The organism is Spirochaetia bacterium 38H-sp (assembly GCA_039023545.1).
Taxonomy (GTDB): Bacteria; Spirochaetota; Spirochaetia; order Winmispirales; family Winmispiraceae; genus Rarispira; species Rarispira pelagica.
Genome location: JBCHKQ010000001.1, coordinates 613,863 through 628,750 on the forward strand (window position 1 = coordinate 613,863; position 14,888 = coordinate 628,750).

12 protein-coding genes are annotated in these 14,888 nt (G+C 41.8%); 5 read left to right on the plus strand and 7 right to left on the minus strand.

Annotation, left to right across the window (positions count from 1 at the left end; translation table 11 throughout):
* Positions 1–66 precede the first annotated feature (66 nt).
* On the plus strand, positions 67–2,823 hold the full coding sequence (locus tag WKV44_02660; protein MEM5947437.1) for an ATP-binding protein: 2,757 nt from the start codon (positions 67–69) through the stop codon (positions 2,821–2,823).
* A 150-nt stretch (positions 2,824–2,973) separates the two neighbouring features.
* On the opposite strand, the gene WKV44_02665 is transcribed toward WKV44_02660, so the two are convergent.
* The 6 genes from WKV44_02665 to WKV44_02690 all read right to left on the minus strand — a co-directional run bounded on the left by WKV44_02665 (position 2,974) and on the right by WKV44_02690 (position 6,474).
* On the minus strand, positions 2,974–3,561 hold the full coding sequence (locus WKV44_02665; GenBank protein MEM5947438.1) for a DUF6657 family protein: 588 nt from the start codon (positions 3,559–3,561) through the stop codon (positions 2,974–2,976).
* A 43-nt stretch (positions 3,562–3,604) separates the two neighbouring features.
* The gene (locus WKV44_02670) at positions 3,605–4,138 is read right to left on the minus strand and encodes a 5-formyltetrahydrofolate cyclo-ligase (GenBank protein MEM5947439.1); all 534 of its coding nucleotides are present in this window, start codon (positions 4,136–4,138) and stop codon (positions 3,605–3,607) included.
* The gene (locus WKV44_02675) at positions 4,131–4,508 is read right to left on the minus strand and encodes a RidA family protein (protein MEM5947440.1); all 378 of its coding nucleotides are present in this window, start codon (positions 4,506–4,508) and stop codon (positions 4,131–4,133) included. Before WKV44_02675 ends, WKV44_02670 begins: the two co-directional genes overlap by 8 nt.
* 30 nt (positions 4,509–4,538) lie before the next feature.
* The gene (locus tag WKV44_02680; protein MEM5947441.1) at positions 4,539–5,174 is read right to left on the minus strand and encodes a lactate utilization protein; all 636 of its coding nucleotides are present in this window, start codon (positions 5,172–5,174) and stop codon (positions 4,539–4,541) included.
* Positions 5,175–5,214: 40 nt separating this feature from the next.
* Positions 5,215–5,739 (minus strand): STAS domain-containing protein, encoded by a 525-nt coding sequence (locus WKV44_02685; protein MEM5947442.1) that lies wholly within the window; start codon positions 5,737–5,739, stop codon positions 5,215–5,217.
* Between the two features lie 174 nt (positions 5,740–5,913).
* The gene (locus tag WKV44_02690; protein MEM5947443.1) at positions 5,914–6,474 is read right to left on the minus strand and encodes a hypothetical protein; all 561 of its coding nucleotides are present in this window, start codon (positions 6,472–6,474) and stop codon (positions 5,914–5,916) included.
* A 70-nt stretch (positions 6,475–6,544) separates the two neighbouring features.
* Here WKV44_02690 and WKV44_02695 point away from each other — a divergent pair, with 70 nt between their 5' ends.
* From WKV44_02695 to WKV44_02705, 3 genes are all read left to right on the plus strand, one after another.
* Entirely contained in the window at positions 6,545–7,345 is an 801-nt protein-coding gene (locus WKV44_02695) for a hypothetical protein (protein ID MEM5947444.1), read from the plus strand.
* Between the two features lies 1 nt (position 7,346).
* Positions 7,347–8,459, plus strand: coding sequence for a hypothetical protein (locus WKV44_02700; protein MEM5947445.1), 1,113 nt, complete (start codon positions 7,347–7,349; stop codon positions 8,457–8,459).
* 240 nt (positions 8,460–8,699) lie between these two features.
* The gene (locus tag WKV44_02705; GenBank protein ID MEM5947446.1) at positions 8,700–9,614 is read left to right on the plus strand and encodes an AEC family transporter; all 915 of its coding nucleotides are present in this window, start codon (positions 8,700–8,702) and stop codon (positions 9,612–9,614) included.
* Between the two features lie 37 nt (positions 9,615–9,651).
* Here WKV44_02705 and metH read toward each other — a convergent pair whose 3' ends face one another.
* Positions 9,652–13,329, minus strand: coding sequence for a methionine synthase (gene metH, locus WKV44_02710; GenBank protein MEM5947447.1), 3,678 nt, complete (start codon positions 13,327–13,329; stop codon positions 9,652–9,654).
* Positions 13,330–13,600: 271 nt separating this feature from the next.
* Here metH and WKV44_02715 point away from each other — a divergent pair, with 271 nt between their 5' ends.
* The gene (locus WKV44_02715; protein MEM5947448.1) at positions 13,601–14,776 is read left to right on the plus strand and encodes a class I SAM-dependent rRNA methyltransferase; all 1,176 of its coding nucleotides are present in this window, start codon (positions 13,601–13,603) and stop codon (positions 14,774–14,776) included.
* Positions 14,777–14,888 lie beyond the last annotated feature (112 nt).

Genomic DNA, 14,888 nt, shown 5'->3' on the forward strand with positions numbered 1-14,888 from the left:
AAGAAGAAGATGCCTGCAACAATATTTTTGTTGAATAATCCTTCCGGCTAAACTAAACTGAATACGATGTTACATGTGATTTTAAAAAAATTGCTTGTTGTTTTTATTTTTTTATCTGGATTTTCCATTCTATATGCTGATACAGAACATTTTCTTATCAATCTTAGCGGACAATGGCAGATAGAAGGCATGGATTTTAAGGTGGATAAACATTTTGTGGATATGCCAATTAGATATAAAATGCCCGTAGAAAAGGGCACCGTGATATTGAGAAAAAAGTTTATCGTTCCTTATGAGCTTGGCATTGAGAAACTATATCTTATGGTTGAGCGCCTTCCCGGTGCATATAAGTATTATTTTAACGGATATTATATAGGAGAAGAAGGAGGTTTCCCTCCTAAGTTTTTTCATTCTTACAGAGAGATATTTGTAAGATATATTCCTGTTGATTTTATAAATTGGGGCAGAGAGAATGAGCTTGTAATTATAGCTGCACAGGAGAAAAGTGAGATAAGAATATTCGATGTAGGTTTTATAAACTCTGATAATGCCAAGTTTATAAAAAACATAAAAAACTTTCTTAATGTGAGGATTTACGGCTACTTTGGCTTTCTTACATTTTTTGTGGCTATATACTTTTTTGCCCATTACAGAAGCCCCGTAAAAATAACAGAAAAGAGAAGTTATCTGTTCTATTCTCTAAGCAATATTTTTATGAGTTACTATTTTTTTAGAATGTCCTATCCGTTTCCTTTTTTGCCACCTGTTTTCTCCTATACTTTGTCTAAGGCTGCGATTGTTCTTGCCTTTGCATATTTGCAGCTTTTCTATTTTGATTTTTTTTCTTTGAGAATAAACCCGAGGCTCAAACGCTTTATACTGTATTTTGCATGGTCAATTGTGGGAATTATGTTTTTTATAGCAAAGGATTATCAGCTTGCAGAGAGGGCATTTGCATTGGGGCTTGTGGCTTCCATGGCTTTTCTTATAGGGTATATTGCTGTATCCGTACATGCTGTACGCAGAAGACTGAGTGAGGCTACGGGGATGCTGCTAGGCACATCTGTGCTTGTTCTTTCTGCCATCCATGATATCGGCTATAAGGTTGCCGGAGTTCTGCCCGTATTATGGCTACAGGGGATAGGAGCCTTTGTCTTTGAGGTCTTTATCTTTTCCAACCTTGCTCTCAAAACAATGAGAATGAGAGCAGAAGTTGAGAACTTCTCCAGAAAAATAGAGCAGGAAGTTTCCCAGAGGACAGCGGATTTAAATAAGCTCAATGCTAAGCTCCAGCAGATAAGCCGCGAGAAGAGCCTGTTTATTGCCAACATAAGTCATGAGATGCGTACTCCTCTCACATCCATTGTAGGCTATGCTGAGATGCTCAAGGACAAGGCGGATGGAGAAATCTCAAAAATAGCTGATATTGTTTTTAGAGAAGGTATTAAGCTTAGAGACCTTATCAATCAAGTGATGGATATTTCCAAGATAGAACAGGGGAGAATGGAGGTTGAGAAGAAAGTATTTTCTCCCAAGGAAACCGCAAATATGATTAAAGAATCGCTTGATATTGCAGCCAGAAAGAAGCATGTGGAGCTCAGGTTACAACTGCCTGATTCCTGTCCGGATTGGATAAAAGGAGACGAAGTAAAATTTGAGCATGTCCTCAGAAACCTTGTTTCCAATGCTGTAAAGTTTACAGAAAACGGTCATGTTGATATTAAAATGTTTGTAAAAGATAATACCGAGAACATCCTCTTTGTCGAGGTAGAGGATACGGGCTACGGTATACCAGAAGATAAGCTGGAAAAGATTTTTCTGCCTTTTGAACAGGCTGACAATTCTACCACACGACGCTTTGGCGGGTCAGGCCTGGGCCTATATATTGTAAAAGAATACGTCAAGCTTATGGGGGGAGATGTTTCCATAGAAAGTACTGTTGGTAAGGGAACGAGGGCCGTTTTCTATATCCCGTATGCTGAGGCAGACTATGCCGAGCATCCTCATACTACTGAAGAAACTATTGATATCAATGATGTAAATCTGGATGGAGTCTCTGTCCTCTTTGCAGATGACTATCCTCAGAATCAGGAGCTTGTGAGTACATTTTTGACCGACGCGGGCGCAAGGGTTGATATTGCTTCCGACGGTGCAAAAGCAGTCAACATGGTTTTGGCACAACAGTATGATATTGTTCTTATGGATATACATATGCCTACTATGGATGGACTTGAGGCCACAAGGCGGATAAGAGCCAGAGGTCTAGTATCCATACCCATCATTGCTATCACTGCTGATACCTATAAAGAAGATGTTGACAGGTTTATGGCAGCAGGGATGTCTGGAGTTCTTCCAAAACCTATAAGGAAAAAAGAGCTTCTGAGCCTTGTAAACGATATTGTAAAAAACAGAAAACTGTCACAGGAAGAAACACGCTTCTCTGATAGCAGTATTAGTGATTATGGAGATGATATTTATGGCGGCCTTGTATCTTTTGTAGAGGAATTTGGCGAGATGAAGCAGAAAGCACTAGAAATCCTGTCTGGATTTATTGATGAGTGCGATAATCAATGGAAGAGAATAGATGCCGCATGGGAAAAACGCGATTGGACTAGCTTTCACAGAGAGGTTCACTCCTTAAAAGGCGGAGCTGCCAATGTTTATGCCGAGGCTCTAAGAAGAGCGGCTCTTGAGGTGGAAAAAGCCGCAAAGGCACATCTTGAGGATGGAATGGAAAGCCGACTGGATTCTCTCAGAAGCGTCTATGCAGAATTTAAAGCTGCTGTTACGGATTTTCTTGATATGAGGGGATACAACAAATAGTGTAATATTTTATACCGAACGCACAGCCCGCTGCGCGGGCTGTGCTGCCATCCGGCGGAGAATGACTGGGCTAATTATTTCCTTGATGATGCCTTGTGCCGAGGCAGGCCTTGCTGTGGCAAGGCCGTTCGATATAATTTATTTTATTATTTATATTCCAAGTAGTTGTTTTAGTTCTTTTCTAATTTGCTGCATATGCTGCTGATATTGTTCTTCTATAGGTGCTAGATTTTGCCTGATTATTGCCTGGTATTCTGGATCTGCTTCTGGTGAGATTTTTACTTCTCTACCAAGTTGTTGGGATAACTGGGCTTCTTTTTCTCTTAGTCTGCCTGAATATTGTTGTTTTATTGCTTGTCTGTATTGCTCTACTGTTTTTAAATATTGCGTGAAGAATTGTGTTAGTTGTTGTTCTACTGCAGGAATCATATCGGCTTGTGCTGCTATTGGTTTTAAGGCTTTGAGCAGTGTGGAGAGTTGTTGCAGGTCTTCTTTTTCTTGTGGTAGCTTGAGGTTGCCAATAATTGTGTCTGCAAATCCTTTTTTTACCCAATTAGATTGTTTCCCTTTATATTTTTTTAGTTCTTTTTTTATGTCCGCTTCTTCTCCGGAGAGTATTTTTGCCGCAAGTTGTTTGCCTTCTGTTATGTATTGGCTTTCTTCTAGTTTTTCTTTGTCGGGTTTTATTGATGCAGCCCGCTCCAGGGCTTTTTCTAATGCTGATTTTATTTCTCCCATGTACATAAAAATGATGCTTTTCTATGCTTGTGTCAATACCTGCTTATGCTGTGATTATAATGTCCATTGCTATGTCGTGTTTTTCTGATGGGATTTCTTTTGTTAGCTGAGTGCTGTAGCATACTCCTATTTTTATGCAGTCTGGAGGAAGGGAGGAGAGTAGTCTGTCATAGTAGCCTCCTCCCCTGCCGAGTCTTTTTTTATTGTTGTCAAATGCTACGCCGGGGACTAGTATTAGCTCTGGCAGAATGGATTCTTTTGCAGTATTTTTTGGCTGCAGAAATCCCAAGCTGTGACGTACAAGGGGTACATCCTGCTTGTAAAGAACAAGTTCTATCGTGTTGTTTTCTATTACAGGAAGTAGAATTCTTTTTTTTGTTTTTACTGCTTCTTCCATAAGAAGCCGTATGTCAGGTTCTGTTTTCAGTGGCATGTATAGCGCTATTGTTTTTGCTTTTTTCCAGATATTGCTTTGTTTTATTTTGTTGCAGATTATGAGACTCTGTCTTTTTTTTTCCTCTGTGGCAAGAGCTTTTGTTTCTGATAATATTATACCTCTTAGTTCTTGCTTAGTCATTTTTTACTGCTATGCAGTCTATCTCTACTCTTGCACCGGCAGGCAACTCCTTTACAGCGACAGTTGATCTTGCTGGTTTGTGAGAAAAATAGCTTGCATATATCTCATTGATTTTTGAAAAATCCGACATATTTGTCAGGTATATTGTGCATTTTACTGTATCTGTAATAGCGAATCCTGCGGCTTCTATCACGGTTTTGAGATTTTCTAGAGTTTGTGTTGCTTCTTCTTCTATGGTTGTGTTTTTTATCTTGCCTGTTTCTGGGGATATCCCTATCTGTCCGGAGCAGTAGAGCGTGTTACCTATTTTTATTGCTTGGCTATAAGGTCCTATCGCTTCTGGTGCATTTTTTGTATGTATTTTTCTCATGCTTACTCCTTAATTATTTATATTATTTTATTAGAGGCCTGATTCTTCTCCCAGCATTACTATGTGGATGCGTCCTTCTGGTACGGATCTTCTTGTTATGACCGTATGACTGCATATGCTATCCTGACCGAGGCAGTCCCTGCATATAGTTTCCTTTGTACAGGGTGTTTTTTTGTGAAGCCTTATTGCATTGAGTGGAGCTGCCGTGTTTTTAAGCCTTGCCATTGCTTCTTCTAAAGTAGATGTTATCTTGTTGTATCCTGTTATTATTATCACCTTGCGGGGACCGTAGATGAGTGCTGCAAGCCTGTTGCCTCTGCCGTCTATGTTTACAAGTTGTCCGTCCAGGCTTATTGCACTTGTACTCATAAGATAGAAATCTGCAGATAGTGCTTTGTGGTATATTTCTTCTATTTCTTCCGGACTTTCTGCCTGCTCTCTGTCCAGAATATTGTAGTTTCCATTCCTCAGCAGCTCTTTTATCCCTGTTTCTTCCAGTGTTACAGATCCACCCCAAGAAACAATACTGTTTTCTTCTATTATTTCTTTTATATGTATGTGCAATTCTTCTGTTGTGCTGGCAAAGAAAAAGCCAAATCCTCGTTTTCTAAGATTTTTTTCCAGGATTTTTATCCTGTTATTAATGAAACTCGCATATATTTTCATATGAGAAATGATAGCAGAGCTTTTTTTTTATGCCAATGGCTTAGTGTTTATGCGCTACGTTTTCTTGGGAAGCTGCAATCTTTGATTGGAGTGCTTTGAGAAGAGGCAGAAAGCTTTCTTTTAGCTGGGGTGCTGCCTTGATTAAGCACTCATGGGCGTCTTTTATATACCATGCTGCAAGCTTGTTCTTATCTATCTGAGGAAGATTATTGCACACATGCTTCTTAATTTGTGCAAGTAAATCGTTGGTAAAGTGGTTAAAGTAGTCGTAAAGATGCATTTCCCTGAGTATACGGGCAGATTCTTTATTGATGTTGGCAATAAAAAAGCTTCCTCCATGGGCTTTCATCCATGAACGAAGCTTTAAAAAGGTTCCTATTGTTGTGCTGTCCATATACTCTGTTGAACTTAAGTCAACAAGCAGCATTCTGGGCTGTTTTTCTTGCAGAAGTTTTTCTGCGTATTTATACATGGAGTAGGCATCTTGTGCTCTTATTGTTTTTGGCAGAAAAAATATCAGTTCTTCATCTTCCAGTATATACTGGATTATCTCTAATTTCTCCATAATCTCTACTAAAAATATACTACTGTTTTTTGGAAAAATCCATTATCAATATTTATACGTGAAACATGATTTTTATGCAATCATTTTGCATATAAAAATGTAACATTTGTCTTTAAAATTTGTTTATTTTATTATACCTCCTCTACGGATCCCTCCTTGTGATTATGGGCAGTCTTAGCAAGCAGGCTGCCCTTTGTTTTGTCTGAGCCCTTTGTGTTTGTGAGCGGTTTTTTGCCATTCTATTCTCCAGCTTATGGAGGAAAAAGGTCTTGCAGGATTATATATCTCTATTGTGGCAAGAAAAAGAAGAGGGGCTTTTGTTCTTATTTGTGTTATTAGCTCTTCTTCTTTAAGTTTTTTTACAGCTTCTTCTGCTTGAGTTTCTGTCTCTGCCTCGGCGAGAAATAAAGATGAGCAGGGTATCTTGAAAAAAAGAGAGGAGGTTTCTGGCTGATCTATGGTAAAGTTTATCCAGGCATCCTGTGGCGAGCCTGTTAGAACTATTGTTTTGCCGATATTTATAATCTCTTCTGCTTTCCACTCGTAATAAGGACAATCTCTAAGTTCTTCTAGCCTGTGTTTCTCTATGATGTCTGTTTTGGAATATATCGGGAAAAATGGAAAAAACAGTCTGGCTGTTGTTATTTTTGTTTTTTTGTATAATTTTTCTCTTAGTTTTTCTGTTTTTGCTTCTATATTACCGGGTAGCCGTATGCCCGCAAGCTGTATTTTCATGGTAACTCCATTTTAAAATACTGGTTTTTATGGTAATATTGTTTTATAATCTTGGCAATGAGGAGGATGTGTGGATAGTATTGCTGTTCTTCCGGCTTCCATATATAGAACTCTTACTATGCTAGAGGAAAAGCTCTCCGTATGGGATTGTGTGGATACTCTATGTTTTTTAAACAACGATCGTTCCGATGTATATGATCCGTATTTTTATATAAGTCTTGATGTCTATTATGATGGAGAATTGCCTCCTAGCGAAGAAAGGCTCGCTCAGTTTGACTTTGCCGGTGCCTTTGAGACTTCTCCGGGTAGAAACAAGGACCGTTTTCTTGTCAGGGATATCCCTGTAAGGTTGGAATATAAGTGTATGTCCGACATAGAGGCCATGCTAAATAGCGAACCTGGTGCACTCCTTAGATATGATGAGCGTATAAGTTATATGTGTTACAGGCTTAAGAATGCGGATGTGCTTTATAAAAAGAGTAATTGGATTGATGGTATAAGAGAAAAACTGGACAGTTTACCGGATTCTTTTTGGCATGCTCTTGTAGATGAGGCTCGTGCCAAGATGGAGCACTACCTGTCAGACTTATGCGCCGCAAGTGAGTTGGAAGATGAGTATTATTTTCTCATATCTTCTGCCGGCTTTATAAGAAGTGCCTGTTCTGCTCTTTTTGCTATCAACAAGACTTTTGAGCCGTGGGGCAGGGAAATGCGTAAGCATGTTTTTAGGCTCAAAGAGCTTCCGTATTCCTTTAGAGGTTATTTTGATCAGTTTGTCAGATATGAGCACGATATGCCTATGGCTGTAAGACGTGAGATAGCAGAGCATCTTGCAAGCCATATAGTAAAAATGTGCATGTCAAATATATAGCATGTATACATCAAAAAAGTTTTTTGTCTTATTCTTTTTTATTCTTGGCTGTTTTTTTGTTTATACACAGGAAGAATCGCAGGATGATACCTGGATAAGGCTAAGTTACGAGACAAGTAGCCCTGCAGATACTATAAGCATACTGAGTAGCGACAGAAGCAAAATGCTTTATAAGGTCATAATGTATGAGGGCAGTCATAACATTGACTTGCCTATACCTCATGGGCTTGCAAAAGATATCTCTTCTTTTGTTATAGATTCTTCTGACTATGGGCTTGTAAAGGCTTTTATTACAGATAGCCCCGATGATATCAGGCTCACTGATCTCTCAGTGATACTTGATTATGATAACTCATCTCCTGTTTTTATCTGCAGGTGGGCGGCTCTTCCTGATTTTCTTGTGTTTAATTTTAAAACCTATGCTGTACAATCCTCTTATCTCAGGCGGATTGCTTTTTTTGTGGAAAAACCGGGTTTTAGAGGCCGAATTGCTTCTCCTGGGGAGGTAGCAAATCTCCATGACTGGAATGCTCATGATTATCCTGCAAGAGCACTGGCTGCTTTTTTTGATACTGCTTACAGAAACAGCATTTCTCTTCTTCCTGCGGAAGAGGAACTCCTTTCTATTCTTCTTGCCAACAAAATTATAACAAAGGCTCCGGATGGATATCTCCCTGTAAGCGGAGGACTTATCAGCATATCCCGAGAGAGTCCGCCTGTATTGCGCCGTACGCTTCTTATTCACGAGTCGCTACATGCCCTATATTTTTCCTTGCCTTCATTGAGAGCTGATGTGTATGACACGTGGGAAAACCTGCTTCCCGAGGCTAGAAAGACCTTTTATGGCTTTATGCAGTGGATGAGCTACGATACTAAGCACTATCCCCTTGTTGCAACAGAGTTTTTTGCCTATATGCTTCAGCAGGATATAGAGCAGCTGCGGTGGTATATCAATGCGCGCATATTACCGAGAGCAGCGAGTGCACTGGGAAGTATCCCTGCCGAGCCGGAAGAAATAGAAAACGCTTTTCTTCTTGCAGCGGAGAAGATGGAAAAAGACTTGCAAAAACATTTTCCTTTTTCTGCAGGAAATACAATCCTTGTTAGCCGTTAATATGCTATACCGAACGTCGACTCTGGGTCATATGTAGTAAAGTGGCAAAATGGACGCAGAGACTCCTGCCTGCGGTATATATTTAGACTGTCTTCTTTGTTGGTTCTCCGCCAGGAGGCAGCGCAGGCCGCGTAGCGGGTTGTGCGTTCGGTGTAAAAATATATTGCTGTCAAAAGTGACGGAACTTGTAAAAAGCTTTTATATATTATATTCTGTATACAGAATATAATAGGAGATATCATGGAAAACAGCATACACTATCCATTTTTGTTATCGCTTTTTGTAATACTCACAGGTTATGTTCTTACCAGACTCAAGGTTTTGTCGCTTGAGCTTGGCAAGGATATATCCAGACTGATAGTCAATGTCACATTACCGGCAGTGATTCTAAATACATTAACAACTATGGAGCTGGTAGGGTCTCTTTTTTTCTTTCCTCTTATATGCATAGCTGCATCGGTGATAATATTGCCTTTTGCAAAGCTTTTTTTTAATAGGCTTTCTCTGGCGGATAGGGGAAATGCTTATCTTACGGTTATTGGCTACAATATAGGTTTGTTTGCCTATCCTCTGATAGAAGGGCTGTATGGTAAGGATGGACTTGCTGGTGTTGCCATGTTTGATGTGGGAAACGCTTTTGTAGCTTTTGGTCTTCTTTATCTGGTGGCAAGACATTTCTCACCACAGGAGGATAAGAAGATAACTCCTGTGCGGATTTTAAAAGCTCTGCTTTACTCCATACCGTTTATGAGTTATGTGATAGGACTTTCTCTTAATATTGCCGGGCTTTCTTTTCCATCTATAATTGGTGATGCCATAGCTCTAATCGCACGGGCAAATAATGCTCTTGTTCTTTTAGTGCTTGGGATGACTCTCAGATTTACGTTTCCCAAAAAGACGGCAAAGGTTTTTGCAAGGGCTCTTGCTGTAAGATACGGTCTTGGGCTTGTTCTGGGTTTTGCTGCTTTCTTTCTTCTACCTTTTGATATCTTTTACAGAAGGATATTGCTCATAGGTCTTCTTCTGCCTGCTCCTCTTGTTATAATCCCCTATGCGGCAGAAAACGAGCTGGATATGGAGTTTGCAGGAACTTATGCTAATGCTTCTGTTGTGATAAGTTTTGCTATCATGTGGCTTATAGCAAGCATCACATAGAAGGCTGCCTATAGCAGCCTTCTATATCCTGTTGTAATCAGCTTTCTGGTAGAATACTTCGCAGCCATTTTTCTGCTTCCGTAGTGCTCATATTGCGTCTTGTTGCGTAGTCAGCAAGCTGTTCTTCTGTTATGCGGCCTACTGCAAAATAATGGGAATCGGGATGGGCAAAGTAAAATCCGCTGACAGATGAAGAGGGCATCATCATATAGCTTTCTGTGAGTCTTATGCCCGTACGCTTCTGAGCATCCGTGATTTTCCATATATCTGCTTTGAGCGTATGGTCGGGACAGGGGGGGTAACCTGGAGCAGGTCTTATGCCTTGATAGCTTTCTGCCAGAGTTTCCTGAGGACTGAGTTTTTCATCCGGAGCATATCCCCAGAGCTTTTTTCTCACGAGCTGATGCAAAGCTTCTGCTGCGGCTTCCGCGAGTCTGTCTCCAAGGATGTTTACGAGTATATCCGAGTATTGGTCTGCATCTGTGTGCTCCTTTATAAAGGATTCTAGGTCTCTCCCGGCACCTGTTACAAAAAAGCCCATATAATCCCTCATACCGCTTTTTTCCTGTGGAAGAAAGTCCGACAGGCTAAGGTAATAAGGGGTTTTTTTCTTTTCTCTCTGTTGTCTGAGCATAGGAATTCTGTAGAATTCTTTATCTGTTTCCCAGTCATAGAGAAGGATATCATCGTTTTCTGTAGAGCATGCAGGATAGAAGGCAACAGCTGCATCTATTCTTATGTTTTCTTCCATTATATCCAGCATTCTGTTGGCATCGTCGTACAGTTTCTTTGCTTCTTCCCCCTTTTCTGCATCAGATAGGATGTCGGGAAACTTTCCCGGCATTTCCCATGCAATGTAAAAGAATCTCCAGTCTATGTATGGCCGCACTTCTTTTACAGAGAGCCTCACTGTCTGTGCTCCTTTTATCACAGGTTCTACAGGCTTATAATCCTTCCAATTCGGGATAAAGCGCTTTTTTCTTGCTTCCGACAAAGAAATATAGTTAAAATTTTTTATCTGTCCCAGTTTTTGTTCTCTTATTTTTTTCTGCTTTTCTCTATTTTCTGCGATAAAGCTTTCTTTCTTGTCCGAGCTTAGGGCGCTCATAACCTTTACTGCATCTGATGCATCGGTAGAATGTATGACAGGTCCAGAGTATTCTGGTGCTATCTTGAGTGCAGTATGCGTGGGACTGGTTGCAGCTCCACCTACCATGAGGGGCAGCTTCTTGCCCCTCCTTTCCATCTCTTCTGCTACTATTCTCATCTCTTCCAAAGAAGGTGTAATGAGTCCGGAAAGCCCTATGACATCCGCACCTTCTTTGTCTGCAGTTTCAAGGATATCCTGCATTGGTACCATAACTCCCAAGTCTATTACCCTATAATTGTTGCACTCAAGGACCACTTTTACTATGTTCTTTCCTATATCGTGCACATCACCTTTTACTGTTGCTATCACCATGCTTGCTTTATGCTGCCCGCCTGTTTTTGCATTTTCTTTCTTTATAAGGGGGGTGAGAAAGTCAACTGCATTTTTCATAACCCGTGCGGTCTTTACGACCTGAGGCAAAAACATTTTGCCTTCGCCAAAAAGCCTTCCAACTTCGTTCATTCCTTTCATAAGAGGGCCTTCTATCACGGCAAGTGCTGAGCCTAGTCTTTTGTGTGCTTCCGGGAGGTCTTCTTCTAGATGACTGCTTATTCCCTTGAGAAGTGCATATGTCAAGCGTTCTTCTACGTCCAGCTCTCTCCACTTATTGGCATCTCCTCCAGAAGAGGACGCTCCTGATAAACCTTCGGCAGCCTCGAGCAGAAGTTCTGTTGCTTCTGGATTCCTGTTAAAAAGCAGGTCTTCTATTAGCTTGCGCACGTTTTCCGGCACCTCTTCATATGGAAGCATGCGTGCTGGGTTTACTATGCCCATATCAAGTCCTGCTTTTACCGCATGGTAGAGAAATACAGAATGCATTGCATCTCTAAGCGGATTGTTGCCTCTGAAGGAAAAAGATATATTGCTTACTCCGCCGGATGTCTTTGCATAGGGAAGATTTTCTTTAATCCACTTTACGGCTTCAAGGAAATCCACACCATAATTGGCGTGTTCTGCCATGCCTGTTCCTATTGCAAATATGTTAGCATCTATAACAATATCTTCTGGTGCTATTCCTGCCTTAGTTGTAAGCAGTCTGTAAGAACGTTCTGCAATCTCCATGCGTCTCTCCAGGCTGTCTGCCTGTCCGTTCTCGTCAAAGCACATAACAAGAACAGCTGCTCCCATACGCTTTACAAAGCGTGCTTTCCTTATAAACTCTTCCTCGCCGTCTTTGAGACTTATGGAGTTTACTATACCTTTACCCTGTAAGCACATAAGACCTGCTTCTATCACCTTCCAGTTGGAAGAATCCAGCATGATAGGTACTCTGCTTATCTCAGGCTCTGAGGCAATCAGGTTGAGAAAGTGCTTCATTGCAGAGGGTGCATCTATAAGCGGATCATCAACGTTGATATCTATTATCTGAGCCCCTGCCTCTACCTGTGCCCTTGCAATCTCAAGAGCTGTATCCCAGTCAGAATTTGCAATGCATTTTTTAAAACGTGCAGAACCTGCCACATTGGTTCTCTCCCCCACGTTGACAAAGAGGCTCTCCCTGCTTACACGCAAAACCTCAAGCCCGGTAAAGACAGTCTCATGTTTTTTGTCAGGAATCCTGCGTGGATTTATGTCCGATAGAGCATCAACAATTGCCTTTATATGCTCCGGTGTTGTACCGCAACAACCACCTACTATGTTGAGAAGCCCTTCCCTGGCATACATAGCTAGTGTTTTTGCCATGATTTCCGGTCCCTGGTCGTACTCTCCCATAGCATTGGGAAGCCCGGCATTGGGATGCACGCTTACTGCGCATGGTGCATGCGGGGTTATGGACATAAGATGTGGCCTCATCATATCCGGGCCAAAGGCGCAGTTAAAACCTACGGATACAGGCTCTGCATGGAGCACAGAAAAAAGAAAAGCTTCTGCTGTTTGTCCTGCCAGCAGCCTGCCTGCAGCATCCGTGATAGTTGCAGAGAGCATAACAGGCACATCCTTTCCAGACTCCTCGCGGTATCTCATAAGAGCGGATAATGCTGCCTTTGCATTGAGTGTATCAAATATTGTTTCGACCAGTATGATATCAGCGCCACCATCTATGAGCCCGCATATGGAATTATGGTAGTCCTCTTCCAGTGTCTCAAAATCCAGAGCCCTAAAAGCCGGATCCTGAACATTGGGGGACAGAGAAAGGGTTTTATTGGTTGGGCCCAGCACTCCTGCCACAAAACGCGGTTTATCCGGTGTCTTTTTGCAGAACTCGTCGGCCACGCGTCTTGCAAGACGTGCAGCCTCAAGGTTGAGCCTATAGGCAAGCTCCTCTGTTGCATAATCTGCCTGGCTAGTACGGGTAGAATTAAAGGTATTGGTCTCTATTATATCCGCTCCGGCCTCAAGATAAGCCCTGTGAACACCCTCGATTATATCCGGTCGCGTCAGAGTGAGCATATCGTGATTGCCCTTGAGATTGATGGGCCTTCCTTTTGCATCCTTTTTATCAAAACCGGCAAACTCCTCGCCGCGGTAGTCGGCTTCTTCCAGCTTATGCCTCTGGAGCATAGTCCCCATGGCGCCGTCCAGAAAAAGAATCCGCTCGCTGAGAAGCTCTTTTATGTCAGCCATCCTTCCTCCAAAACATTAGCAATTTTATATAGTATACATATTAAAAGCGGGATAGAACAGTATTTTATAAAATGTGCCGAACGCAGTAATAGCGTCCGTCCTTTGTAAAGCAGGGCAGAATGGCGCTCTTACTGCTGCCTGCGGCTCATATGGTGTAGAGTTTTCTTGTGCTTCTTCTTTTGGCCGGAGGCAGTGCGATGGCGCTTGCGTCATCGCACGTTCGGTATGACAAATTGACCTATAGCCTTGGCATCTGTATACTCGTACGATTATGTATAAAGATGTGATTATCAAGGATAAGGGGCGTTCCTCTGTTATGAGGCAGCATCCCTGGATTTTTTCTGGTGCGATTTCTGACAACGGCGGTGCCGTGCCGGGCGATATTGTAACCGTGCGCAGCTTGTCCGGTGAGTTCCTTGCACGCGGGGTTTTTGACAGCGGAACTATCGCAGTGAGGATTCTTTCTTTTTCTGATAGACCCATAGACAGCGATTTTTGGAGAGACAGGCTCTATGCTGCTCTTTTCTACAGACAGGCTCTGGGTATTACAGAGTCTTCCAATTGTTATAGGTTGATTCATGGAGCAGGGGATGGTATTCCCGGACTTGTTCTGGATTTTTATAATGGGGTTGTGGTTTTTCAGGCACATTGTGTGGGAATTTATGCAAGAAGAGAGGATATCACCGCAGCTCTTGCAGATGTCTACGGAGAAAATCTGCTTGCTGTCTATGATAAGAGCAGCCAGAGTGTGCATACAGAGGAGAAACCCAAGGATTCTTACCTCTATATTGCCTCCAAACCTGTTCTTCCGCACAACATAGTGGAAAATAAGCTTTCTTTTTTTGTGGATTGGGAATCCGGACAGAAAACAGGCTTTTTCCTTGACCAGAGGGACAATAGGGCTCTTATCGCATCTATAGCAAAAGAAAGGCGTGTTATAAACGCATTTTCCTACACCGGAGGTTTCTCGGTATATGCGTTTTGGGGAGGTGCAAGGGAGGTCATATCTGTTGACAGTTCTGCCTCAGCCTGCGAACTTGCTGAGAGAAACGTAAAGCACAATTATTCTGAGGCAAAGCACAGCACTGTGTGCTCCGATGTTTCTGATTTTCTTGCAGATCAGAAAAAAGATCTATATGACCTTATCATCCTTGACCCGCCTGCTTTTGCCAAGCACATAAAGCACCGTCACAAAGCATTGATTGCATACAAAAACCTCAATAAGAAGGCAATAAGGATAGTAAAAAGTGGTGGTTTTATAGCGACCTTTTCCTGTAGTCAGGCCATAGATCTTGGCCTTTTTACCGGTGCTGTCCGCGCTGCAGCCATAGAAGAAAAGAGGACTGTTAGGATTGTAAAAACACTCCATCAGCCTGTCGACCATCCTGTCAACATTTATCAGCCTGAGGGAGAGTATCTCAAGGGACTCCTGCTCTATATAGAATAAATTCTGACACAATAATCATAGACAGATTTGTCCCTGTGCATGTTTTAAACGATACACAGATTGCGCAGGGACGCTTGCCTGCGCAATAGTGAGCAGGATAGACTCTTCTCCA